Here is a 24,264-nt window from a genome sequence, read left to right as displayed (position 1 = left end):
AGTTAAATTAATGGACAGGGTGCACAGAATAAACTAATTTCTTCAAATATCAATTTGGTATAATAAAAGAAAAATTTTCGTCATGGGGGAAAAATAATGCCATTCTATAACAAGCTTGTCCGAGATCATATACCCCAAGTCATTGAAAGTAAAGGTAAAAGTTTTTCTACGATAATTTTAAATGATGAGGAATACATAGATTAATTGAAGAAGAAGAGTTATGTAGAACTTTAGGAGTATATGGCTCCCTCAAAAATTAATGAAGCTATAGAAGAACTGGCAGATTTGCTGGAGACCATACACGCATTTACTGAATATCATGGTTCATCCATTCAGGAAGTCGAACAAGTGCGAAACAGGAAAGCTGCAGAACGGGGGGTTTTAAAGAAAAGATGTTTTTAATAGAGATTGAAGATGGTAAATTGCCTGGCACAATAAACATGAATAAGGATGGGAAATTCCTATTTGGTCATCATCCTCAAACAAAATGATCCCATTATTGACCAATTAAATCCTTGTCCGAAGAAGTGTATATGCAAGAATCATCTGCAATTTTTATAGCCATTTCTAACCTTTTAACCCATAATTATTATCAATGAAATGCCTTTAGAGAGAGTGATGCTTTAATGAAGAATAGAGATGCTTTTGCTGAATGGTTAAAAACTTATGTAAACATAAATCCATATTCAGTTGGGAGATATTCTAAAGCAATTGATACGATATCATCCGAATTAACGGATTATGGAATAGAGCAAAACGTAAATTTATTCGATTTAACTGAGCCGGCGATTATTGAGAAAATCATGAAAAATCCTGAGTTTAAATTGAAAAATGATAAGGGACACAGAATGTACAGCTCAGCTTTAAATCATTTGAAAAAGTATATCGAACATTATTATGATTCTGAGTTACAAACAATTTTACCAAGAGGAGAAGGAAGTGTGACTAAAGAAGACACTATATTGATAAAAATTGGAGTATCATATAAGGCAGAAATCACATCGGAAGAGTTATATCATGCAACCAGTGTTAGCTGGATAATTGCAGAAAACAGATTGAGTTCTGGTGAAATAAAATATTATTGTGCTGTTTATAATAATGAAATTAAAGAAGTCTATAGGCTTACTGGTTATGAGAAGGATGTGCATCCTGATAATATTGGCCGATTTATTCTTATTGGGGAACTTGCTGAAGAATCAATTCGCTCCAAACTTCACGAACATAATGTAAGGGACATACATAAAGGTTCAGGTAACCCAATTAAATATGTTAAAATGGAAGATTTATTAACCAGAGTTAATACCGGAATGGAAGTAGATATTTTAAGTGGGGACGAAAAAGCAGAGGACAAACAGTTAATAAAGTTACTTTTAAAAAGATTAGCAGAAAATAAAAATGAACTTAGAACTCTGAGTACGAATAACCCTAACTGGATAACAAAGGTAAACGATGCAGGAATATATGTTGAAAATGAGACTTCAAGAGAGAAGTTTACCAAAGGAGAAAAGAAAAACCCATTTTCTTTTATTACTTATGATTTCCTTCTAACCGCATGGGAGGAATTTATAAAAGTGAGATCAGCTTCTACAAAAGACTTTATCGAGACTAAAGGCAGTTCTAGTTTCATTATGGGATTTTTTCATGAGTTGCCATTTGTAGAAACAGAATTAAAAGATAACAATTATTTTATAAAATTAAAAGAATTTACTACTGACCGGCTCCCTGAGTCAACTTTGAAACAAACATTGAAACTATTAACTGAAATTATAAATGAAGAGCTTGATCCGAAAACAATATCGCAAAAATTTAAAGAGGATTCGATTAAACGACTTAAACTTCGTGCCAGGCAGGGATTGAAAATACTAGGGTTCCTAAGTGAAGAATATAAAATTCAGCAACAAATCTTAAATGAATACATTGATACTAGAAATACGGATGTATTTCTTTCAAAAAGAATGCTACGACATCCATACTTAAAAATAACATATCAGTTACTATCTCTATTAACCGGAATTGGAAAAGCAGAAAAAGTCAACTTGCTTACTGAAATTGGGATGGTTCTTGTAAGAAACTCACTGGGTTCAAATTTAATGGTGCATTCCGTGGCACAGAATAGGACAAGAAATATATTAAATTGGTTTAAAGAAATAGGACTGGTGGATGAGGAGTGGAATGTCTTGGATAACAAATTTGATGGGAGATATACACTAACACCATCTGCTAGCCTAGTTAGAGAGGAACAGATAAAAATAACTATTTTTGATCTTGTAAATCACATAAATCAATATATTGCCAACAAAGGTTTTTTCTACCGAAAAGAAGAAGTCATCAATCTCTTTTTATCCCTCAAAACAAAACCATTCGTTATTATTTCAGGTATATCAGGCACAGGGAAAACGAAAATTGTACAATGGTTTGCTGAGAGTGTAGGCGCTACAGAAAAGAATGGCCAATTTACTTTAATTCCGGTACGACCTGATTGGAGTGACAGTTCTGATTTACTTGGATATGTTGATATTAAGGGGGATTTTAAGAAGGGTAAATTAACTGAAGTGATTCTTAATGCTAGAGAAAATGAGAATTTGCCTTATTTTGTACTATTGGATGAGATGAATCTTGCTCGTGTTGAGTATTATTTTAGCGACCTCTTAAGTGTGATGGAGAGTCGAAAGTGGGATGAAGGGGAAATGGTTTCATCCACTCTATTGTCAGAAAAAACAGCTGGCAAGAAAATTATACTCCCGAATAATCTCTATATAATCGGAACGGTAAATATGGATGAAACAACTCATCCTTTTAGCAAGAAAGTATTGGATCGGGCAAATACAATCGAGTTTAATCGAGTAGAGTTAGGTAATTTATCGTTTTTACAAGAGTTGGATGAAATAGAGCCAGTGAAAGTGAACCAAGAGCTATTTGCATCTAAATATTTGCATCTCAAGGATGCTTATAAATCTAACGAACAATTGATTAAAACTATTACAGATGAGCTTATTTTAATTAATAATGCCCTACAAAGAATAAATGCTCATATCGGTTATCGTGTTCGAGACGAAATTTGCTTTTATCTTTCTTATAATGAAGAAAGCCAACTTATGCCGTTTGAACAGGCACTTGATCATTGTATTTTACAAAAGATCTTACCACGTATTGCAGGGAGTGACGGACGTGTTGAAACTCTACTGAAGGAGTTATTTTCTCTTTTTACCAGAATGGAATATGTTGAAGAACTTGATGTCCAATATGACTTTAAGAATGCGCCATACCCTGCTAGTGCAGCAAAAGTTGTAGAGATGTTAAGGAGGTTGCAAGAGGATGGCTTCACTTCCTTCTGGATCTCGTGAAGATGTTGAGTTAGTGGTCATCCAAGCTGCGGACTTTTCACTTGTGATAAAAGGTAAACCCTATCATGCCAGATATGAAGGTTTAAAGCAGTATCGAGTCATGGATTATCATGATGTCATGGAGTTTTCATTACACGGGAATGGAATAGAGGATGTCACGGTATATGATGTTAACTCTCAAGACATGGTACAGCCTGGGGAGATAGAGCTCCGTCCTATATTTTTTGAAAATGGAATTTATCAAGTAATTGTTGTTCCAAAAACTGATCGACAATTAGTTTTCTATCATGAACATCCACAGTTAAGACAAGCGATCAGCCGAGTCGAAATCGGTCCTTCTTATATATTAATGGGAAATCTTCACTTTCAAAACGAGGTAGGTTATTCGACTTTTGAAATCCGCAAGGAAGACGGCGAAACACTTCTCGAGGTTACCATAGAGGTTTTTCCCGCCAAGCTTGATTACAAACAGGATTACAAGGCACTTCTACAAGAGGTAAATGATGAGATTTATAATTTAGCTTATCATTTTATTAGAAAAACTTATTTAGGGGCTAGCATTAAACTTGAAGGTAAGCCATCTAGAACAGAGTTTTACCGGTTAATACGTACTCACTTTCAACATTTTATTCAAGCATTGGCAAGAATTGAACGCCAACCACATCATATATTACAGACTTTTCATGAAAAAGTTCGCGGTGACCAACTTGGCAAACTAGATTCTAAAACACGCAATTATCTACAAAAGAGGGCCAATCTATTTGTTGAGGTTGATCGCGGAATTTTATTTCAAAGTAAATCGCTTATGCCTGAACAGGGGTTAAAAATAAAGAAAGAACTAACATATGACACGCTCGAAAATCGCTATGTAAAATGGATGATTCAACGGTTAGTTCATAAATTGGAAGACTTAAAAGATACAATTGTAAACAGAAATAATCCCTGGGTTCAGGAGCCTGATACAGATGTAGTCGAACTTATTAGTCACATGATTAAGCAACTAAAAGGAAAACTCAATAATCCGTTTTGGCGCAACATTCAAAAGCTTGACCGATCGGTTATGAGTCTTGTGCTGCAAATGGCCCCAGGTTATCGGGATGCTTTCCAAATTTATTTAACAGTTTCTAAGGGATTAGTCTTACAGGGAAAGCTATATCAAATGTCTGTTAAGGATGTTGCTACTTTATACGAATATTGGACCTTCTTAAAACTGGGCCAAATACTAAATAAAAAGTACGAATTACTAAGCCAGGATATTATTAAAGTGAACCGAGAGGGCTTGTTTGTTAATTTAGAATCGAATCGAACAGCAAAACGTGTATACAGACATCCAGTTACGAGAGAGAAAATCACATTAACTTATCAAAAATACGAAATCCAACTCCCCACCATACCACAGAAACCTGATACTATGCTTAGCATTGAGAAAAAGGGGAAGGATTATTCCTACAATTATATCTTTGATGCTAAGTATCGGATTGACTATGCTCAAGATGGAGGCTATTACAAAAATCGTTATCACAATCCAGGACCAATGGAGGATGACATCAATACTATGCATCGTTATAGAGATTCACTTGTTGTCATGAATGAAGGACCATATGAACGAACAGCCTTTGGCGCTTATGTATTGTTTCCTTGGTATGATGAAGCGGATTATGAACAGCATCATTTTTATCAAAGTATTGATAAAGTAAACATTGGCGGATTGCCTTTTTTACCAAACGCGACCGATCTAGTTGAACAATTTGTTGAAAGATTAATAGAGAAAAGTCCAGAAGAAATTCAAAAGGAAGGTATACTCCCTAGGGGCACAAAGGAAGCATGGACCTCAAGTTTAGAAGAAAAAGTACTTGTAGGCCTAGTAGCTGATTTTGAACAGTATAAAGGATTTATACAAAATGGATATTACGAGATACCGGTCAAGCAGTTGAAAAAAGGTTGGCAGGAAGCTAAGTATATTGCATTGTATGTTAAAGCGGGGATAGGCGTGCCGAACGGTATTTCTGAATATGGCAAGATAAATTACGTTAGTACAGTAAGGCGAGAGGAAGAAGAATATATTCGCTTTAGCGTCGAACTATGGAACAACTTAAAGTTAATTAAACCAGTACACTACGGTATTGCCACTTATATGGTGACAACTTTATCCTTGCTAAAGGACGCCGAAGAGTTACCAGAACTATACATGAAAACTCGAGAAGAAACCACACTCTGGCGGATGTTACGAAGAATATCTGACAAGATTGAGATTGGATTAGATCATACAACAATTGATCAAGCCTCTATAGTTGAACAGTTCTCTTTTAAAAATATCAAGATTCAGATTAATAGAAATAATGATGTTATCAACCTGATAAGAAATCATAAGATCGAAACAGTTCCCCTGGATTTGTTAGTGAATCAGCCTTCATTAGTGTTTAAGAAGATTCTCGCATTTATATAATGAGAGCGTGGTATAGAGTTGGTTTATAATGTTCTTAATAATAAAAAACTGTGAGATGTGAAAATAGATGCTACAACCTTAAATCAGACTATCAAGACGTCTATCCAAGAGATAGTCGTTTTTTTTGTTATTTAATAAATATACATAAAGCCGATACATTTTATGAACGGGTATATGCAGCGTTCAAAAGGTAGCAAACTATTAAGTGTATGTAAGGAAGGGGAATAGGAATGAAAAAAGTAATACTATCCATTATTTTTGCAATATTGCTGGCAACAAACTTTCAACCATCGGTCTATGCCGAACCCAGCAGTGAGCAGGAGATAGTGAATAAACAATTGAGTATCGTAAAAAAAAGGAAGATTCCTGGGTATAAATTTTATCAGGCTTACCCAATTAAGTTTACAGGGAAAAAGGTGCCAGAGATTGTTGTTTCCAGTTATGGGTTTGAAACGGGGACGGATTTTATTAATAAGACCCTTCTAGAAGTGTTTCAATACGACAGTTCCGAAAAGAAATGGCGTATTGTGAATAAGTTTACTGACAGTGGCAAGATATATACATACAGAGCATTAACATACATTACCAAGGGAAAATTGCTGGATGATAAAAAGGAACAGCTGGTTGTCGGCTATATATGGGGCAGTGACTTTTCCCTGACTCCCATCGTCTATGGTTCGACGGACGGGAAAAAGATAAAACCGTTAATTCCTGATAAGGAGCTATTCCTTGTTCATGGACTATCCCATGTAGATCATCGATATGTTTACAAGAAGGGTAAGTTTAATAGATTTAAAGGCAACGGGGCAGACGATCGCAAAGTAGCTGGTGGTGCAAAACATGTTCTTATGCTGGAAAGAAAAAATGGAAAATCATATATTTCGGGAAATAAGAATATTACCATGGAATTGGGTGAAAAATTCTCTATTGTTCGAAAATCCAAAACAGATAGTACCGACTACCGAATGAGATTTTATATCGTGCCTAGTGTCTTACCTGGAAAAGGTGGCCCGCTTCTCAATATTGGAGGCTCCTTAAAGGCTGTGAAACCGGGGAAAGTTGAGATGGGGATATTAACCGGGGACGCCTATGAAACAGTTGAAGTCAATTTCCGGATCGTTAAATAAAAACACTGAAACACAATTTTTGAAAACCAGGTTAGTGGGACAATCCTGATTTTATGGATTGTCTCCGTTTCTTAAAGTGGTGAAAAAGGAGTTAAATATGTTTCCATCAAACTTTTATAGAAACAACAATCAATATAATTTAGTGGAAGAAACAATGACAGAAAAGGATTTATAAGATTTATTTTTACAGCGGCCATATGATGTGTTTGCAATGGTTGATGAGAATTTAGATGAAAAAAATGAAAGAAACAGATGAAAATTTAGTTAAAATTATTCTTTAGATCAGGCTTTTTTTACAGAAGAAAAAGGATCTAAAGTCCATTGTTCCGGTTCAGAAAATCGACGATTGCACTATATGCAACCCTCCTATTTACCCTTTTGGCAAGGGAATGCCCTTCGTCCTCAAAACGTATATACCGCACAGGGTGACCCCGGGATCTTAACCTGTTGACTAATTGTTCTGATTCTTCAATCGGGACTCGGGGATCTGTGGCACCATGGATTACCATCAGTGGAGCGGTGATTCTTTCTGTGTAATGAATGGGATCGATCCTATCGAAAAATTCGGCGTCCCGTTCAACCGTCCCATATTCGGCTTCCCGCTGTTTCCGTCGCCAGGGACTGGTATGTTGAAGGAAAGCTTTAATGCTTGAAATTCCGCTGATATCAATGGCTGCGGACCAGAAATCGGGATAATGGGTAATAGCTGACAGTACCATAAATCCGCCATAACTCCCGCCTATGAGGGCAATTTTTTTCGGATCCACATTTTCAGCTGTTATTAGCCATTGAACCAGCCACACAAGATCCTTCACAGAGTCCATCCGTCTCCTGGCGTCATCAAGATGGGAATATGTTTTTCCATAGCCTGTGCTGCCACGGACATTGGGTGTGCATATGGCATAGCCTTGGCTTAATAAATGTTGAAGCAATGGATTAAATTCTGGCCTGCTTTGTGTTTCAGGGCCACCGTGGAGATAAATAACAACGGGCAGTTTGTAAGCCGTGTTTTTAGGCTGATAATAAAGGGCAGGAATGTCCAGGTTGTCAAACGATCGATAGGAGATAAAAAAGGGTTCAATTAAATGACCAGCCAATTCCCCGACAGTGGTTGTGTGTTTCTCCTGTGCCTGCATCGTATGGAGATCCACATGCCAAATGTCTGGAGGATGGGCCGGGCCACTAAATATAAACGCTATATTTTGGTCATCCTCTGAAAAAACCAAATTGGCTATTACACCCATAGGAGTTTTCCACGTGAAAAGGGCATTCTGTTCCAAATCGGCAACCATGCCCCTTGAAATTCCCCTTTCATTTATGCTGAACGCCAGCTTATTTTTTCCCTTGTTTATAGTTAATTCTTCCAGGTCCCATTGTTCCTGCAGCAGCCATGTGAGATTTTTATTTAAAAAATTAAGGGAGGCAAGCCCGAAAAATTCCCGATCTTTATTTGTTAAAAGGAACAGGTGATTCCCATCCGAGCTGAAGTGTGGGTCTTTAAAGCTCGCTTCACCTGAATGTTGGGTCAGCCAGCTTACTTGTCCGGTTCCGATCTGGAGCAGCCCCAGATCATTATCCGTGCTTGTATTTGTTCTCTTGATCAATAAAGAATAGCCATCAGGCGACCACTTAAGAGATGTGTATGACCCGTAGCCGATAAACGCCGGATAAATATCAAAGGTGTTTAGATTCTGGATATAAATGTCAAGAAATTCAGGGTGGCGGCGATCGCTTGACCAGGCAATCCAGTTTCCATCTGGAGAACTCCCTCCGTATATATGGGTATGTTCAGGTGCGTTTGTTAGTGGAAGGAGTGTCCCATCAAGCGTTAAGACATACAATTGATGTCTTTCATTACCAGCAAAATCCATGCCGATAATAAAAATGGACTTATGTTTAATATATGTTGCAAATGTTATTCTGTCTTCTGTAAAGGAAGTTTGTTCCGACCCCCGTGTTCCAGGCTTTGCTTGCCATAATTGAGTCAAGCCGGTAAAGTCAGCGGTATATATTAATTGATCTTTCCCATGATGGACAATTTCTTTTACAGTACCGGCATGTAAATTGGAGTTCATTGCAATTGGGCGCATTTTATTTCTCCTTTGCTTTTAAAATCAGAAGCAGGAACCTCGCCGACCGCGGAGTACGAAAAAGCTTCCTGTGCTAATACTGTCAAAACAATATATTGATCAACAGCAAATCCTATGAAAAAAATCGTTCTCGGAAAATGGAGGAAAAGAGGTTTTCACACACGAAATGCTCTATGACAATGATTTGGGGGAATTTAGCTTTTGAAGTACATATTTTGAGACTTTAACAATGGGTAATGAAAAAACAAAATAAGGTAACTTTGGGTTAATTCTTGGTAAAAATTTCATGAATTGAGTCCGATATAATGTATACAACTATCAGGAGGGACACCCATGAATAAAAGAATGCTCATTAGTATGGTAATGGTTTTATTTTTCACTCTATCGTTTTCTTCTATCTCTCATGCAGCGGCAAAACCGATCGATCCCAAAATATCTCCGTCCATAAAAAAAGTGATGTGGAATAAATTGGAGTACAAAAAGAGTATGATTGGGCGTGTCACAATTGTAAAACCGGTAACTCAATATAAGACTGTTAAAAATAAGCCAAAAGGGTATGGAAAGCTTAGCAAGGGAAAAGTGGTTGGGATTACCAAAACAGATAAAACGAAATTTTATCTGTCCACTGGTTATTGGATAAATAAATCAAAAAACATTAAGTACGAGAAGGTACCATTTTCACTATCGAATGCTTATGCTGATTATGTATTTTGGAATCCCCAAAAAACATACACCTTCCAGTTTAAATGGTATTCCGATACCCCGGAATATGACGTTTATAAGCCTTACAAAAAATCGAGTACAAATCAACAGTGGAAAGTGACTGCTTTGAATCCAAGAGAAGGCGTTGTTGACTATATTTACTATCACAGATTCAGCAACAGTGTAACAAGGTATACAATGTGGACTCCAAATAATGCAAACCCTGATGCATTTGATTATCCAGAAGTGGTATTGGCCTATCCGGTAGTAAAAGGGCAATCCTGGGTGTCAGGAGGAAACCGAGTTAAAATTCTTAGCACTAATGCGACCGTAAAAACACCTGCAGGCACATTTAAAAATGTAGTACATGTTCAACATAGACAAGCAGGGAATCCAGATGATGTTCGGTTAGGTAATTATTACTATGTTAAAGGAATCGGTGAAATAAAATACGAGTTATACCATGAAGCATATGAATCAGACCATTATGTTTATGAACTTAGTTCTATAAAATAAGCGATAAAGGTAAGTCAATTTACATTTGACTTACCTTTATTTTTTAGTGGTTTTTTACTTTTTCATCATTTGTAAGCCTCTTGTAAGCTTTGCTATATAAAATTTTATTCTCTGGTAAATTTTATCGACATATACGCGGGAGGATGAATTTATGAAACCTTTTAATTATGATTCATACAATTGCAGAGTGGTATTCGGTGCCGATTCAATAAATAACATAAAAGCAGAAGTTGAAGCTCTGAAATCAAAAAAAGCATTGGTAATAAGCACCCCCGGAAGGTTGGATATTGCTAAGAAAATTGATGATCTGCTTGGTGATTCATCAGTAGGCATTTTCCCGGATGCTGTTCAGCATGTTCCTATCGAAACTGTGGAAAACTGTCTTGAGATTGTAGATAAGGTTAAGGCAGATTCCCTAATTGCCATAGGGGGCGGTTCTGCTATTGGTCTTGCCAAGGCCATTTCGCTGCAAAGTGCCATTCCAATTATTGCCATCCCAACAACTTATTCAGGATCTGAAATGACTCCGATTTGGGGTATTACGGAAAAGGGCCAAAAGAAAACGGGGAATGATCCAATCGTTAAGCCGCAAGTTGTTATTTATGATCCTGTATTAACCACTGGTTTACCGAAACACATTTCAGTTACAAGCGGTATGAACGCCATTGCCCACTGTGTGGAGGGATTGTATACAAGAAATTCAAACCCGGTTATCACACTAATCGCGGAAGAAGGGATACGGACTCTTTTCGCAATTTTGCCAAGAATTTTGGAAAATCCGAGTGATCTGGAAATACGTTCTGAAGCGCTGTACGGAAGTTGGTTAGGTGGAACGGTTTTAGGTTCTGTCGGTATGGCTCTGCATCATAAATTATGTCATATCTTAGGTGGGAGTTTTGGCCTTCCACATGCAGAAACCCATTCGGTGGTGCTGCCATATGTCATTTGGTACAATTTCAGCCACATACCTGAAGCAACAGAAATAATGGCAAGGGCAATTGGTTCAAAAGAAGAAGATGTCGCGGGATCGCTTTTTGATCTTGCCTTGGCTTTAGGAATCCCAATGTCTTTAGCAGATCTGGGTTTAAAAGAGCACGATTTGGATCAAGCGGCGGAACTGGCTATCATCAATACTTATTATAATCCACGACCGATAGATAAAAGCTTAATTCGACAGTTGCTCCAGTATGCCTACCAAGGGAAACGTCCAGAACCGGGAAATTTTTTTGTAGATACTGAGAAACAAATACAATAGGAGCCTGACAGTTTGTTTTAAAACATCCTGTTTTTTCAACGTTATGCGAAAAAACAGGTTTTTTGCTATGAGCTGGATGGTGGGAAAGAGAAAATCCTAAATTACCATACAAAATGGTCCCGCATTGATAGCAAAAAAGTGTTTTCTTTGTTAGGCCTTACATATTGTAAGAAATCTGTAAGATGAATAGAGTAAACTGTCATTATCTTAAAATGCATACTTTGGAGGTGAAACTATGAATGTACACATGCAAGAGCAGACAAAATATCATGGCGCAGGAATTTCAGAGGCAAAGGCTTTTGTTCTTTCCCTTCATGGAAGAAATCATTCTCCGGACATCATTCTGGAAATTGCGGATCGCATCGGGCTTGACGGGGTACATTATGCTGCCCCCCAGGCTTTTCAAAATAGCTGGTATCCTGAAAGATTTATGGAACCAATTGAAAAAAATGAACCCTTTTTAACCTATTCGTTGGAGGTCTGCAGAAGACAATTGCAACAATGGACAGAAAACGGTGTTCCAACAGAGAAAATTGTGTTAATGGGTTTTTCACAGGGCGCATGCCTGGCGGCGGAATATGCAATCAGGAATCCTGAAAGATACGGCGGGCTATTAATCTTTACAGGGGCATTGATAGGGCCGGAAGGTACAAAATGGGCTGATAGAGGGTCATTCGAAGGTACATCTGTTTTTTTGGGCACTAGTGATGAAGATGAGTGGATACCGGTAGAGCGTGTACATGAAACGGAAGCCATTTTCATCAAGAGGGGAGCTCAGACTGATAAACGAATTTACAAAGGCATGGGGCACCTGGTAAATGATGATGAGATTGATGCCGCCCGCTCGCTGCTTAAAGGGATAATCAATGCGGAAAGCGACAACAGCATGCTTATGGGGAGCAAAAATTTAAACGATTAGAAGTTTAATAGAATAGCAGGGAGGAATAACATATGCAGTTTCAAACAAGAATTGGTAAATCAACCGAAGATAATATACAGGTCCATGGGTACGATCTGGCTGAGGAATTGATAGGGAACATCACACTTGCTGATATGGCGTTTCTTGGTGCAAAGCACCGTATACCGACTGAAAATGAGTCAAAGATGTTAAATGCCATTCTGGTTGCGATATGCGAACACGGTTTTACGCCTAGTTCCCTTTCAACACGATTAACATATTTGGGAGCTCCGGAAGCAGTACAGGCAGCAGTAGCGGCAGGTTTGCTTGGAGCAGGGACGGTATATTTTGGCGCGATGGAATATGTAGCCGAAATGCTCCAAAAAGCGTATGCAGAATATGGAGATGAAAGAAGCACAGAAGAGCTGGCATCCACCATTATCAAAGACAGAAAAGAAAAAGGCCTTCAGCTTCCCGGGTTGGGACACCATATTCATAAAGTAGTGGACCCGCGTACCGGAAAATTATTTCAAATTGCTGAGGAAACAGGATTCCTTGGTAAACATTCTTTACTTTTATTAGAAATGCACAGACAATTTTGTGAATCAAAGGGGAAAAAAATCACGCTGAATGTCGTCGGTGCAATTGGTGCCATTATGTCTGATATGGGAATGGATTATCGTATCGTAAAGTCATTCGCGGTTGCTTCCAGGGCGGTAGGGCTGGTGGCCCATCTAGTTGAAGATATGGAGAGGGGCCGAAAGGATAGCATTGCACAGCAAGTATTTAAATACGTTGAAGACAACACAGATTATAGAGGTTAATCATATGAAAAAAACAGGCCATCCTCCCATTTTTAGGAGAATGGCCTGTTTTTTCACATAGACGAGCAAATTCTGCTAGACTTGAATCTCTTTTAAGTCTTCATCTATGATCAACTTTGGTTCTGTTACTTTTTGTACGTCTTCAACACTAAATCCAGATGCAATCTCCTTTAATACTAATCCATCTCTTTGCACCTCAATGACTGCCATGTCCGTATAAATGCGGTTAACGCAACGCAGGGCAGTAACAGGAAAATCCAGTTCTTTCACGATTTTTATATCACCATTTTTACTGGTATGTGTCATGGCAATGAAAACCTTTTTAGCTCCATTGGCTATATCCATGGCACCGCCTATGCTTCCAAGTTTTACACCCTTCACTTTCCAGTTTGCGAGGTCTCCTTTTTCTGAAACTTGCATACCACCTAATATTGCAACGTCAATATGCTTGCCGCGGGCCATTGCAAAAGAATCTGCGGAATGAGAGTAGCTGCCGCCAGGAACGAGTGTAACAGGTTCTTTTGAGGCATTCACCAAATCAGGGTCTTCTTCCCCAGGTTTCGCTTTTTTGCCCATGCCCAAGACCCCTTGCTCGCTGTGGTAGATGATTTCAGCATCGGGCCCAACATAATTACTGACCAGCACAGGTATCCCGATACCTATGTTAACGATGTCACCGCTTTGAAGGTCATTTGCAATACGTTTTGCAATTTGTTCTCTTGTCAATAAGCGTTTATCCATTATAATCCACTCCTTTTCACCACACGTTGAACAAAAATACCGGGTGTAACAATGGTCTCTGGATCCAGTTCCCCGACTTCCACAATCTCATCAACTTCCGCAATGGTGATTTTACCTGCCATGGCCATCGCCGGATTAAAGTTACGGCCCGATTTGTTATAAACAAGATTGCCCCAGCGATCAGCTTTCTTGGCTTTAATGAAAGCATAGTCACCTCGTATAGCTTTTTCGAGGATGCAAGGTATCCCGTTAAACTCCCTTTCTTCCTTGCCGGCAGCAATTTCCGTCCCAACACCGGTAGGGGTGAAAAAAGCTTCAATCCCTGATCCGCCAGCCCTGATCCGTTCAGCGAGGGTGCCCTGTGGAACTAATTCTAAATCTATCTTGCCTTCTTCAAATTTTTGTCGAAAAACATAACTATCTTTCGCATTGGGAAATGAACAGGTTAGTTTAGATATGCGGTCATATGCAATCAATTTTGCTATGCCTTCTTCATGGTACCCTGGGTTATTGCTCACTGCAGAAATATTTTTTGCACCCTGTCTGTGCAGTGCCAAAATCAATTCATACGCAACTCCTGCACCGCCAAATCCACCAAACAAAATGGAGCTTCCATCAGATATGTCTGCGACTGCTGCATCCATCGAATCATATATTTTATTAATCAACTTCACCAGTCCCTTTTTTAAAATGTAATCATATGATAATTCATCATGCTTACAAAATTCTTACAATCAAACATAGTCAAAAATAACGCCAACACTTCTTTCAACAGAGAAGGAGTTAAAACAAATCCTGCTGAATAAGTGTTAGCGTTCTTTTTTAAAGATACTGGGTATATTTTTGAAAAATCGTTTGCAGTTTTTCATCAACCGGTATTCCAAGTTCGTTCTCGATCGAGTTTTTATATTGCGCTGATACCTTTTTTGCCTGTAAAAAGAGATTTCCACGTAGTAAATGTTCTATATAGTCAACATAGATGGTTTCATCATACGGTTCTTTTTTTAAAACCTTTTCATAATATTCGATTCCTATCTTATAATTCTTGTTTTGCCAGTAATAGTCGCCTATTTCTTGCAGTACAGATAAATAAAGGTTACGTAATCTCTCTCTTTCTTCTTCCAGGAATTCATGATAAGGGTATCCTTCAAAAAAATCCCCTCTGTACAATTTTTCAGCTTTTGTTAATTGGTTTATTCGCTCCATTTTTGTTGTACCATTCTTTCGTTCAATAAGCTGGGTGAATTCATCAGCATCCAGATAAACATGATCCAGGCAAAATGAATAATGATCCATGTTTCGTTTAATAAATGATGAATCCTTTTTTGTCTTAAGGTTTGGCTCGATGGATTTCCTTAAGTCGGATAGAGAAACATAGAATTGATTTTTGACTGATTTAAATGGAACTTCCGGAAATACTTGATCTATAAGACTTTCTTTATTCATTTTTTTGTTGCGATTAGCTATAAAAAATTGTAGAATCTGTAAACTCGACTTTCTTTTTAAAGATATAGTTTGATCCTCATATTTTATTTCAAAATTCCCCAGTGTATACAGGAATAGTTTAAATCCTTTGTCCTTTTTCTCTTCAATGATTACTTGACTGGTGTCTTTGGTTTTCGTTTCTTGTTTTAACCAGAAGAAATTCTTTTTCTTTACGATCATTTCAAGCTGGTTTTGTATATCTGCGGCCAACGTTTCATTACCTAATTCTTTATAAACTTGTATCTGCAGCATTTTCACATGACATTTCATATGATCCGAGTTTGCCAGATATGTGAGAGCTTTAGATGAATAAAATTCAGCTTTCGTTAAATCTTTTGATTTATAGTACGTTAAAGCAAGCTCATAATAGATCCAGCCCATATCATATTCTATATTGAACTCAAGCCCTAGTGACTCAGCTTTTGTTATCCACTCCAAGGATTCTTCATATTTGCCCTTTATTCGGTAATACTTTCCCATGGAACAATAAGGATAAATAATTGAACCATCGTAGCGCTGTCCGGAAAGCTTAAGTGTTTCTGATAATAAGGATTCACCTTTTGACAGCTTGTTTTGATCCAAATAAACTTCTGCAAGAATCCATGTAGCCATATGGTGGTGGTGGAAGTTGCCATTCTCCGGATGGGATAACGCCCGCTTTGCAAATTGAATCGCATGATCAAATCTTCCTTTATGCCAGGATATCAAAGCTTTAAGGGAAAGGTTAATCGATATTAATTCGTGATCTTTATTTTTTATTGAATGATCAAGAGAATCACCGCAAAGTTGTTCAGCTTTATTGATATCCCCGGTATAAAAATACACCCCTCCCAGCATATGTTGAAGGTCTGCAAGCAATAAGGAATTGGTTTTTTTGGTCTGATTGATTTTATTTCTTAAAGGCTTGATTAAATCTTTATTAATTTCCTGGGGCATGCCTTTAATCAGATATAAAATGGTACTTGCTGCTGAAAAACCTTCAGGTGAAATCTCTTCAAGCAGTTCATCTATAAGGGTTAAAAACAGGGAGGAGTCATATTGTCTCCTCATATTAGCCATCAGTTTTGCTGCAAGCAGGAAATGCTTGCCGGCAAGTGAATGGGCAAAGGCAGGAAAATGTTCTCTTCTTTGTTCATAAATAAAGGAAATCTGCCTATGAAGGTTGTATATTTCTGATTTTGATAAACATCCTGATAACTCTTTGTATAGGAATGAACGAAAAATCGTATGATATTTTATTGTTCCAAATTCATTCTTATAAATAAATAGATGGTTTTCTAGTAAATGTGTAAGGATTTGATCTGAATTTGTGATTTCCAGATATTGATTAATAATATCTGCATTTAGCTCGGCAAATAAGCAGGTTTTATAAAGAAAAGATTTAATTTCTTCCGACTGGGAAGCAAGAATTTCAGATCCTAAATAATCATAAATTTCAGGTGTTCCTCTAAATTTAAGCCAAAATAAAGGACGGTCTGACTCATTCATATCTTTTATTAAATCTTGCAGAAGCTGTAAACTCGCTGCCCAGCCTTCCGTTTTATTTAAAATCAACTCAATTTCATGATTTTGGAGATCTATATGGTGCAAGTGGACAAAAAACTGTTCGATTTCTTCCTTTGTGAATGCCAAGTGATGAGTTTTCAATTCAACCAAGCGATTTTGGAGCTTTAATTGAACAAGCTCTAAATTAGGTCGGGTGCGGCTTGTAATGATGAACGTTATATGTGGGGAAACATGCTTAATCAGTGTTTTTAACATGGATTCAATTTCTTCACAATCATTAATAGACTGGTAGTTGTCTAGAACGATCACCAAATTTTCTTGCCACGTTGATAGAATGGAGGATATGCTAGTTAGTTCAGAATCCAGTCTTTCTTTTGAAATATCGTAGACTTTTTGTTCCCCTGAAATATGTCTTAAAAGAGCAGTTTTGAAGTAGGAAAGAAATGTGTGGGGATCGCGGTCTAACTGCGAAAGTTGGTACCAAATGGATGGGACATTATGTTCCTTGATAAAACTCGAGACTAGCGTGGTTTTACCATATCCGCCATCGCTGGTTATACATATTAGTGATCGATCCAGATGCTTTTCGATAAAAGAAAAAAGCCGCTCCCTGATTAGATATGGTGTCACATAGGGAACTCTCAATTTGGACTCATATATTTCCACATTACCCCTCCTTTATAGTTGTAAGTGAGTCCTCAAAATTTCTGTAAGCGCATTCATTATTATGGAAACAACATAAATATTTTTAGTAATCTTGCTTAATAGTAAACTGTTAAGCACTAAATACCTATGTACATGTTTACATAATAAAAGCATGTTTGTAAGTAGTCAAGAAAGATTTATCGAACTTACAAAACATTCAGAAACTTTTTCATAAAAAAATTTATTTTTTACAATATGGAAGCTATCAAAAGTAAAAAATTCATGTTCCATTCATATAATTCTTGTCTTTGAATCAGCATCAGTAAAGCGTTTTGTGCAAAAATATTAAAAAATTCAGAATTGTAAGTAATTTGTAATCAGCCAGTTAGTTGTGTGATTTAAGGTTTTGTTACGGATTTACAACACGCAGTTATAAATCCCGGAAAAAAAGGAGGAGGAGAAGGTATGGAAAATCTAAGTAGCATTATTCATGGTATTCATCACGTAACTGCTGGGGTGGAAGGGGCTCAAGAAGACGTAGACTTTTTTGCGACTATTGTTGGGCAGCGGTTTGTTAAGCAGACAGTTCTAATGGATGGCGATGTTCCAATTTATCATTTGTATTATGGGAACCGAAAAGCAGAAATCGGCACAGTAATGACATCATTTCCATATAAGCAAGCTGGAGTTTATGGACGTAGAGGATCAGGGCAAGTAAAGATTACTGGTTATACGGTTCCGGAAGGTTCATTAGATTTTTGGCTGAACCGTTTTGAAACCAAAAATATTAGGCATGGTGCAATCGAGGAAAGATTTGGCCAAAAACGTCTTTCGTTCTTCCACCCATGCGGATTGGAATTTGAGCTGGTAGAAGATGGCAACGATAAACGTGATTGTTTTGAAACTGATGAAATTTCAGAATCAGTTGCTGTACGAGGATTCCACAGTGTAACGATGTCCATCCGTGAAGTCGATGAACAAATGCGTTTCTTTACGGATGTTTTAGGATTCAGATTAAAAGGTCAAGAAGGTCCATACTATCAATTGGAACTTAATGAAGGTGGAGCTGCAAGAACCGTCATCTTTAAGCATGAGCCTGATGTTCCTCAAGGCAGCTGGATTAATGGAGCCGGAATTGTGCACCACGTTGCATTTGCAGTTGATACGGACGAGGAATTGAAAAAGATCAGGCACCATATTTCAGGTATTGGCTACACAGATATTTCAGATATTAAGGACCGTCATTACTTCCATTCCTGCTATGTACGATCACCAGGCGGAATCCTGTGTGAATTCACAACTTCCGATATTGGACTGGCAATTGATGAAGCGGAACAAGATTTAGGGTCTACTTTAATGCTGCCACCTTGGAAGCTTGACGAAAAGGAACAGATTTTTAATTATCTAGAGCCAGTTGTGAATCCACAAATTGCAAAGGTAAAATAAGAAACCTGCAATCTTCATAAAAAGTAGAAGACGAGCTTATGTAGTGAACCTGGTAATGTTCGAGTTGGTGTTCCGTCCCTACGGTATAAATTTGCTAACCTAAACGATTTAGGGATTCACTGCATAGCTCTATTGTCTTTTAGTAACAGCAGGTAGATTTGGCTAGGAAATATGGGTGAAAATATATTGAAAATTTAGATTGAGGAGGGAAATACAGTGAAATTTGTTTATATGAATCTAATGCCGTATCGTGATTTACCCAAGAACTTTGAAAAAGACTATGAAAGCGTTTTCATTTCTATTCCAAGAACTTTATATGATCCTGAAAAAGGGCATGAAATGTACAACGATTATATTGACCAATATGAACTTGCTATTGATTTAGGTTTTGATGCAGTCGGGGTAAATGAGCATCACAGCAATGGTTATGGGTTAATGCCTTCCCCTAATGTTATGGCAGCAACAATAGCAAGAAAAGTTAAAGATTCTGAAAAAGCCTGCCTTGTCATCTTAGGAAATAGTTTGGCACTTTATAATCCGCCAATCCGTGTAGCAGAAGAACTGGGCATGCTGGACGTCATAACTGGCGGTCGTTTAATTGCAGGCTTCCCTGTCGGAACATCGATGGATACCAACTATGCCTATGGTATTTCACCGGCTGAATTAAGGCCGCGGTATTATGAGGCGCATGACTTAATTAAAAAAGCGTGGACAACGGATGAGGTTTTCCACTTTAATGGCAAGTTTAATCAACTTCGTTATGTCAATGTTTGGCCGCGTACACAACAAAGTCCGCATCCGCCGATTTGGATCCCAGGCGGCGCAGCGAGTCTTGAGACTTGGGATTGGGTTGCAGAAAATGATTATCAATATTCGTACCTAAGCTTTTATGGTCATAAGTTTGCCAAGGACAAATTTGATAAATTCTGGGCAAGACGCCAGGAAAAAGGGTATGACATGAACCCATATAAAGCTGCTTTTGTCCAAATGATTTGTATTTCCGAGACAGACGCGAAAGCTCAGGAAGAATATGAAGAGCATATTAATTACTTCTTCGAAAAATCATTCCATGTTTCACCGAGATATGCGGAAGCACCGGGATATCGATCTGCAAGGAGCGTAGCACACGGTATGAAGAGCCAATACGGTTCAGAAGGAGCCGGAGCACAATTGCGAAAAGGTTTGAGCTGGCAGCAGCTTATTGATCAAGGGTTTATAGTTGCAGGTTCACCTGCAAGTGTTCGAGAGCAGCTAAGAGAAGCAGCTAAAAATTTGCACGTTGGAAACATCATAGCAATGTTAAATCATGGATCTATGCCACAGCATTTAGCCCTGAAAAATATCGAATTGATGGCGAAAGAAGTCATTCCATATCTGCGTGATATGTGGGATGATCAATGGCCTGTTACCAATTGGCCTGAAGTTCAATTAAATAGTAACAATAAAGAAACTGTTAAATAAATACACTTTACCTTTAAGGAGGAAAGCATAATGTCTGCACCAAAAATAGAAACAGTCTCGGTAAGAGAAAATATAACAGCTAAGGTTCTCGTTAAGGGCGAAGGACGACCTGTTGTGTTTCTTCATGGAGCCGGAGGGAATAATTGGGACCCTTATATGGAAGAGTTGTCCAAGCATTTTAAGGTATATGCTCCATTTATTCCTGGGACAGGCGGTTCCACAGGTAATGAAGAGCTTCAGGGCTGGTGGGAATTAGTACTCTATTACTATGAGCTATTCGACGCCCTGGGACTGGAAAGTGTTGATGTTATTGGCCACTCATTTGGCGGCATGCTTGCTTCAGAATTAGCTTCAACAGATCCGAAGCGTGTTAAGAACTTGGTCCTTATATGTCCAGCAGGGCTCTGGATAGATGAAACACCTGTGCTGGATGTGTTTTCATATGTAAACACACCAGAGGTTTTACTTGAAAAAATGTTTGTAGATGTAAATTCTGATGCTGCAAAGGCTTTTTCGACTCTGCCTGAAGATCCCGAGGAAAGAATTGAGGCAATAGTCCAGAATTTAACTTCGTTAGCTGAAGCTGGCAGGTATATGTGGCCAATTCCTGACAAAGGATTGAGCCGCAGAATTCACAGACTTACGGCTAACACTTGCATCATCTGGGGAGATAAGGACGCCATTATACCGGTTGACTATGCATATGAGTTTCATAGAAAAATTCCAGGATCAAGAGTCACTATTATTGAAAACACTTCACATTACCCTCAAGCAGAAAAATTAGAAGATGTGTTAAACACTACTATAGATTTCCTTACTTCATCAGTTGTTGCTAAATAATGAAAATCCAATCACGATTATAAAATTAGGCAGTTTATATAGAGACATTTAATTCTTTAGATGTTTACTGCTGTAAATCTAATAATCTATTCTAAGTTTATTTTCTGCTCGTATGTGGACAATAACTCTCTTTCTATTCAAAAAAGACGTCTTCCGTTATGTTTAACTGCTCCAATACGATGATCATCGGAAGGCGTCGCATATAAAAATGCAATAGAATAATTCAGGTTAATAATATCTTTCATTCCAGATCCAGATAATTTCAAAAGAGAGGTATGTGATTATGAATAGGTTAGCAGGAAAAATAGCACTTGTAACCGGAGCAGCACAAGGTTTAGGAGAAGCGATCTCGAAAGCCTTTGGAAAAGAAGGTGCACATGTTATTCTCACTGACATTAACGAAAAACATTTAGAAGAAACAACAAATGAGATCAAAAATGAAGGATGTTCAGCTTCCTCCTTGTATCTTGATGTAACGAACGAAGAAAAATGGAAAGAAGTTACCAATAGCGTTTTAGAACAATTTGGCCAATTGGATATTCTAGTTAATAATGCAGGAATTGGTGTTCACGGCAATATAGAATCTACTACATTTGAATCATGGAAAAATGTATTGAATATTAACCTTGATGGAACTTTTTTAGGAACGAAATATGGTGCTGAGGCTATGATTAAAGCAGGAAATGGAGGTTCTATCATCAATATGTCATCCATCGCCGGCCTGGTTGGCGATCCGGAACTTTTAGCTTATGCAGCTTCTAAAGGCGGCGTTCGTTTATTGACGAAAGCAGCAGCCTTACATTTATCTAAAACAAAAACCAATATTCGGGTAAATTCTATACACCCTGGCTACATAAATACAGAGTTGATTCATCTGGTTCCGAATGTTGATGAAATATTATCAATGGTTCCCATGAATAAATTAGGTGATCCAGATGTAATTGGTCAAGCAGCTGTTTATTTAGCTTCCGATGATTCTAGTTTCACCACTGGTTCTGAATTGGTTATTGACGGTGGCTATACAGCTCAATAATGGCACGTAAAGAAAAATTTTTATAGATTGTAGGTGAAAAAGTGTCAAAAGATTTTGAAGGTAAAGTTGTGCTAATTACAGGTGCAGCAACCGGAATAGGCCGCGCTACAGCACTAGCATTTGCAAAGAGAGGTGCAAAAGTAGCTATTGGCGATATTGATCATCGTGCAGAGGAAACCGTTCAACTAATTGAAGGGGAGGGGGGAGAATCTGCATTTTTTAAGACAGATGTATCCAATTTGGCACAAGTAAAATTATTAGTGGAAAATACAAATAAGGTGTTTGGCGGCTTACATCATGCCTTTAATAATGCCGGTGTTCTACCTCCGACGAAATCGTTTGTAGAAATGACGGAGGAAGATTTTGATCATACCATTGCTATAGATTTAAAAGGTGTATTCTTAGCAATGAAATATGAAATTGAATTTATGGAGAAATCTGGAGGGGGTACAATCGTCAATACAGCATCGGTTGCTGGTCTTATTGCTGATCCTTTCATGGCACCTTATGTTGCCGCAAAACATGGGGTCGTTGGTTTAACAAAAGCCGCCGGAATAGAATATGCACAAAAAGGTATAAGAGTAAACGGAATTGCACCGGGGTTAGTCCAAACACCCATGACACAGAGGTGGTTAGAAGACCCAGAGTTCAGCAAAGCATTAGTTGGGCAGATTCCAATACAACGTCCTGCAAAACCTGAAGAAATTGCAGAAATGGTAATATTCTTGTCTTCCCCTGGAGCGTCGTATGCGGCTGGACATACATTTGTTATCGATGGTGGATACACAGCTCATTAAGAAGCTCGAAAACCTCCTGTTACGTAAGGAGGAGGAGTTTCGTTTTATTCTTCATTTTATTAAATTTTATTAATTTAGAGATTTTAACATTTAGTAAGTGGTGGGCTGACAGCTTGAGTGTTTATAAAAGTATCAGGAGTGAATGGAAATGAAATTACTCGGCATTTCAGGAACAATAATTGGTTCAAAAACACTTACTGTTGTTAAAAAAGTATTGGAACAGGCAGAGAGTATCCATCCAGAAATTACAGCGGAACTATTAGACATGAAAGAATATGACGTGCAGTTCTGTGACGGCCGTGATCCTTCTGCTTATGAAGGTGATACAAAAAAAGTAATTGATCTCATTTCGTCGGCGGATGTTTATATTATCGGCACACCGATTTTCCAGGGTTCCTATACAGGAGTGCTTAAAAACTTGATTGACTTAGTCGATCCAAAGGTTTTCCGTAATAAGATTATGGGGTTTGTTGCGACAGGCGGAAGTGATCTACATTATTTGGTTATTGAAAACCAATTAAAACCAATCGGAAGTTATTTACATGCTTATATGGCTCCCAGTTACGTTTATGCTCATAAAAATCATTTCTTTCAAGATGAATTGGTTGATGAGGAAGTATTAGAGCGTGTAAAAAATTTAGCGAAAGAACTTGTTTTTATGCAAACAGCATTAAAAGGATCTGCAGAGACAGTGGGAGAAATAAGTTGATAATGATTACGGGTGAAGTAATAAGGGGTAAACAGATTGGCCGGACGATTGGATTTCCGACAGCAAATATTTTTGTTAATACGGAACAGCCATCCTTAACAAAAGGTGTATATGGAGTGAAAGTTTGGCATAAACAGGTTCAATATGATGGCATCATGAATGTAGGGGTTCGTCCGACAATAAATAAAACAGACTTTCAAGTCCATTATGAAGTTCATATTTTTAATTTTCATCAAACTATTTATGGAGAAGAACTAAAGATTGATGATCTCTTTTTCATAAGGGAGGAAACTTCCTTTGATTCTATAGATCAACTAGTGTCACAAATCAAGAAGGATATTGAATTCGTGAGAAAAAGATTAATGGTAGAAAGTTGAGAATAGAGAATGACTTTTTCGT

Annotated in this window: 18 protein-coding genes and 1 pseudogene; 15 read left to right on the top strand and 4 right to left on the bottom strand. The window is 37.8% G+C overall.

Annotated elements, in window-relative coordinates; translation table 11 throughout:
- Positions 1 to 96 precede the first annotated feature (96 nt).
- The 4 genes and pseudogenes from D0466_RS04145 (at position 97) to D0466_RS04130 (ending at position 6,917) form a co-directional block, all read left to right on the top strand.
- Positions 97 to 491, top strand: a pseudogene (locus D0466_RS04145) (nucleoside triphosphate pyrophosphohydrolase).
- A 135-nt stretch (positions 492 to 626) separates the two neighbouring features.
- Positions 627 to 3,344 carry an AAA family ATPase gene (locus D0466_RS04140; protein ID WP_407675601.1) on the top strand — a complete coding sequence of 906 codons (2,718 nt, stop codon included), beginning with the start codon at positions 627 to 629 and terminating at the stop codon, positions 3,342 to 3,344.
- Positions 3,316 to 5,790: a restriction endonuclease-like protein gene (locus D0466_RS04135; protein ID WP_117321284.1), complete on the top strand. Its 2,475-nt coding sequence runs from the start codon at positions 3,316 to 3,318 to the stop codon at positions 5,788 to 5,790. Before D0466_RS04140 ends, D0466_RS04135 begins: the two co-directional genes overlap by 29 nt.
- Before the next feature lie 230 nt (positions 5,791 to 6,020).
- On the top strand, positions 6,021 to 6,917 hold the full coding sequence (locus D0466_RS04130; RefSeq protein WP_117321283.1) for a hypothetical protein: 897 nt from the start codon (positions 6,021 to 6,023) through the stop codon (positions 6,915 to 6,917).
- A gap of 311 nt (positions 6,918 to 7,228) precedes the next feature.
- Here the strand turns inward: D0466_RS04130 and D0466_RS04125 are convergent, their stop codons facing one another.
- Positions 7,229 to 9,007 (bottom strand): S9 family peptidase, encoded by a 1,779-nt coding sequence (locus D0466_RS04125; protein ID WP_117321282.1) that lies wholly within the window; start codon positions 9,005 to 9,007, stop codon positions 7,229 to 7,231.
- 333 nt (positions 9,008 to 9,340) lie between these two features.
- Here D0466_RS04125 and D0466_RS04120 point away from each other — a divergent pair, with 333 nt between their 5' ends.
- The 4 genes from D0466_RS04120 to D0466_RS04105 all read left to right on the top strand — a co-directional run bounded on the left by D0466_RS04120 (position 9,341) and on the right by D0466_RS04105 (position 13,202).
- Positions 9,341 to 10,225 carry a hypothetical protein gene (locus D0466_RS04120; RefSeq protein ID WP_117321281.1) on the top strand — a complete coding sequence of 295 codons (885 nt, stop codon included), beginning with the start codon at positions 9,341 to 9,343 and terminating at the stop codon, positions 10,223 to 10,225.
- Positions 10,226 to 10,376: 151 nt separating this feature from the next.
- A complete protein-coding gene (locus D0466_RS04115) occupies positions 10,377 to 11,480 on the top strand; it encodes a maleylacetate reductase (RefSeq protein ID WP_117321280.1) in 1,104 nt (367 codons plus the stop codon).
- 235 nt (positions 11,481 to 11,715) lie between these two features.
- Positions 11,716 to 12,399 carry an alpha/beta hydrolase gene (locus D0466_RS04110; RefSeq protein WP_117321279.1) on the top strand — a complete coding sequence of 228 codons (684 nt, stop codon included), beginning with the start codon at positions 11,716 to 11,718 and terminating at the stop codon, positions 12,397 to 12,399.
- A 32-nt stretch (positions 12,400 to 12,431) separates the two neighbouring features.
- Complete coding sequence (locus D0466_RS04105) at positions 12,432 to 13,202, top strand: citryl-CoA lyase (RefSeq protein ID WP_117321278.1); 771 nt, start codon at positions 12,432 to 12,434, stop codon at positions 13,200 to 13,202.
- Between the two features lie 75 nt (positions 13,203 to 13,277).
- Here D0466_RS04105 and D0466_RS04100 read toward each other — a convergent pair whose 3' ends face one another.
- The 3 genes from D0466_RS04100 to D0466_RS04090 all read right to left on the bottom strand — a co-directional run bounded on the left by D0466_RS04100 (position 13,278) and on the right by D0466_RS04090 (position 17,600).
- Positions 13,278 to 13,943, bottom strand: a complete 666-nt coding sequence (locus D0466_RS04100; protein ID WP_117321277.1) for a 3-oxoacid CoA-transferase subunit B — start codon at positions 13,941 to 13,943, stop codon at positions 13,278 to 13,280.
- On the bottom strand, positions 13,943 to 14,617 hold the full coding sequence (locus tag D0466_RS04095) for a 3-oxoacid CoA-transferase subunit A (RefSeq protein WP_325048674.1): 675 nt from the start codon (positions 14,615 to 14,617) through the stop codon (positions 13,943 to 13,945). Before D0466_RS04095 ends, D0466_RS04100 begins: the two co-directional genes overlap by 1 nt.
- 148 nt (positions 14,618 to 14,765) lie before the next feature.
- The gene (locus tag D0466_RS04090; protein ID WP_117321275.1) at positions 14,766 to 17,600 is read right to left on the bottom strand and encodes a BTAD domain-containing putative transcriptional regulator; all 2,835 of its coding nucleotides are present in this window, start codon (positions 17,598 to 17,600) and stop codon (positions 14,766 to 14,768) included.
- A gap of 444 nt (positions 17,601 to 18,044) precedes the next feature.
- Here D0466_RS04090 and D0466_RS04085 point away from each other — a divergent pair, with 444 nt between their 5' ends.
- From D0466_RS04085 to D0466_RS04055, 7 genes are all read left to right on the top strand, one after another.
- Positions 18,045 to 19,025 carry a VOC family protein gene (locus tag D0466_RS04085; protein ID WP_117321274.1) on the top strand — a complete coding sequence of 327 codons (981 nt, stop codon included), beginning with the start codon at positions 18,045 to 18,047 and terminating at the stop codon, positions 19,023 to 19,025.
- A gap of 216 nt (positions 19,026 to 19,241) precedes the next feature.
- Positions 19,242 to 20,486, top strand: a complete 1,245-nt coding sequence (locus D0466_RS04080; protein ID WP_117321273.1) for an LLM class flavin-dependent oxidoreductase — start codon at positions 19,242 to 19,244, stop codon at positions 20,484 to 20,486.
- A gap of 30 nt (positions 20,487 to 20,516) precedes the next feature.
- Positions 20,517 to 21,326: an alpha/beta fold hydrolase gene (locus D0466_RS04075; protein ID WP_117321272.1), complete on the top strand. Its 810-nt coding sequence runs from the start codon at positions 20,517 to 20,519 to the stop codon at positions 21,324 to 21,326.
- Positions 21,327 to 21,609: 283 nt separating this feature from the next.
- On the top strand, positions 21,610 to 22,359 hold the full coding sequence (locus tag D0466_RS04070; protein WP_117321271.1) for a glucose 1-dehydrogenase: 750 nt from the start codon (positions 21,610 to 21,612) through the stop codon (positions 22,357 to 22,359).
- A 41-nt stretch (positions 22,360 to 22,400) separates the two neighbouring features.
- Positions 22,401 to 23,156 carry an SDR family oxidoreductase gene (locus D0466_RS04065; protein WP_117321270.1) on the top strand — a complete coding sequence of 252 codons (756 nt, stop codon included), beginning with the start codon at positions 22,401 to 22,403 and terminating at the stop codon, positions 23,154 to 23,156.
- A gap of 148 nt (positions 23,157 to 23,304) precedes the next feature.
- Positions 23,305 to 23,865 (top strand): NADPH-dependent FMN reductase, encoded by a 561-nt coding sequence (locus D0466_RS04060; RefSeq protein WP_117321269.1) that lies wholly within the window; start codon positions 23,305 to 23,307, stop codon positions 23,863 to 23,865.
- A 2-nt stretch (positions 23,866 to 23,867) separates the two neighbouring features.
- The gene (locus D0466_RS04055) at positions 23,868 to 24,242 is read left to right on the top strand and encodes a riboflavin kinase (protein ID WP_117321268.1); all 375 of its coding nucleotides are present in this window, start codon (positions 23,868 to 23,870) and stop codon (positions 24,240 to 24,242) included.
- Positions 24,243 to 24,264: the final 22 nt, after the last annotated feature.

It is taken from the genome of Peribacillus glennii (assembly GCF_003429105.1).
Classification (GTDB): Bacteria; Bacillota; Bacilli; order Bacillales; family DSM-1321; genus Peribacillus; species Peribacillus glennii.
Note: the sequence above shows the minus strand (reverse complement) of the source record. Positions and strands in the feature narration are given on the sequence as shown.